The 1,523-nt window shown below is 67.3% G+C and carries 1 protein-coding gene; it reads left to right on the forward strand.

What is annotated here, in order from left to right:
- The first annotated feature begins 726 nt into the window (after nucleotides 1–726).
- Nucleotides 727–1,473, forward strand: coding sequence for a Crp/Fnr family transcriptional regulator (locus BN2476_RS43845; RefSeq protein WP_087740340.1), 747 nt, complete (start codon nucleotides 727–729; stop codon nucleotides 1,471–1,473).
- Nucleotides 1,474–1,523 lie beyond the last annotated feature (50 nt).

Consider the following 1,523-nt stretch of genomic DNA (forward strand, 5'->3'; position numbering starts at 1 on the left):
CTCTTGCCCTTCGTGTGTTCAGTCCGGATACAAAACCGTGGCGGGACACCGTCGCACGGCAGCGCCGCGCCACAAATCCCTGCCCGAACCCCGCTCGCCCCCGGCACACCGTGCGGTGCCGCACCAAGCCTCGCGCTGCAGCACTTGCCCGCAGCCCGCCCCGCATCCGGGCGCCCTTGCATTTCTGTCGTGCTGTGCGCTTGCCCACACTCGCCATGCAACATTTCTGAAACAGTTTCGACGCCCATCGCCTCCCGGCCCCCGGCGTCCTCCTTCGTCCCCCTCGCCCCCGCTCGCACAGCACTCCCAACCGTCTTGCACCCTGCCCCACTCGCCCCGCGGCACCCCGCGGCGCAGCGCCACCTGCCCGCCCTTGCCGCAGTCCGGCACCCGTCGGCCTCGCCTTCCCCTCCCCCCGCGGCGCAGCATCCCGCGCCCGCGCGCGTACACTTTTGAAACAAAAATCCCCCTCCCGATGCCTGTTATCCCGCCCGCCTCTACCGCACCCCGCACCAGTTCTCGCCTGCCTCGCATTGGCATGCTTCTGGCTGAACTGCCTGCGCCCGCCGGTGCATCAACCTATTCATAATCCGCACCGGCTACGGGCAATACGGGGCTAGCCCCTGCCCGACACAGGCTGCCTGCAAAGGCACCCCTGGCCGTCGCCCGCAGGAGCCGGAAAAGACCAACACGGCCGTGCACACGGCTTTATCAAGCGCACTCACCATGCTCACTCTCCAGTCCGACCTGCACGGCAACCATCTGCTCGGGGCCCTGCCTGCCCACGAATGGCAGGCCCTCACGCCACATCTCGAACTCGTTCACCTGCGCACCGAGCAGCTGTTGTGCGATACCGCCCAACGCATCCATCACGTCTACTTCCCCACCACCGCCATCATCTCCCTGCTCTCCACCATGGAAGACGGCGGCTGTGTCGAGATCGCCTCCGTCGGCCGCGAAGGCATGACCGGCGTGCCCGTGCTCACCGGCGGCGAAACCATGCCCAACCGCGTGCAGGTCCAGTGCGCCGGCTTCGCCTACCGCATGAGCGCTCACGCCCTGCGACAGCACTTCGCCCGCTCCGACTTCATGCGCCGCCTCATGCTGCTCTACATGCACGCGCTGCTCACCCAGGTCGCCCAGACGGCCGCCTGCAACCGCCATCACTCCCTGAGCCGGCAGCTGTGCCGATGGCTGCTGCTCGAGACCGACCGCTGCGCTTCCTCCGAGCTCAACATCACCCAGCAGCTGATCGCCGACATGCTCGGCGTGCGCCGCGAAGGCATCACCGAAGCCGCCGGCAAACTCCACAGCGACGGCCTCATCCACCACAGCCGCGGGCACATCCGCATCCTCGACCGCAAAGGCCTCGAAACCCGCGCGTGCGAGTGCTACTCCATCATCAACCGCGAATTCAACCGCCTCTTCCCTGACTTCAGGGAGTGCGAAGCGACGTCGGATTCCGCGGCATGAGGTCAACGCACGCGGGCCGTTCCCCGTCCGCGCGACAACATGGCTGGAAC

The sequence above is a fragment of the Paraburkholderia piptadeniae genome (assembly GCF_900007165.1).
Taxonomy (GTDB): Bacteria; Pseudomonadota; Gammaproteobacteria; order Burkholderiales; family Burkholderiaceae; genus Paraburkholderia; species Paraburkholderia piptadeniae.

Coding starts and splice junctions, on each gene's coding strand:
- BN2476_RS43845 (WP_087740340.1), top strand. CDS start 727: ATGCTCACTCTCCAGTCCGACCTGCACGGCAACCATCTGCTCGGGGCC.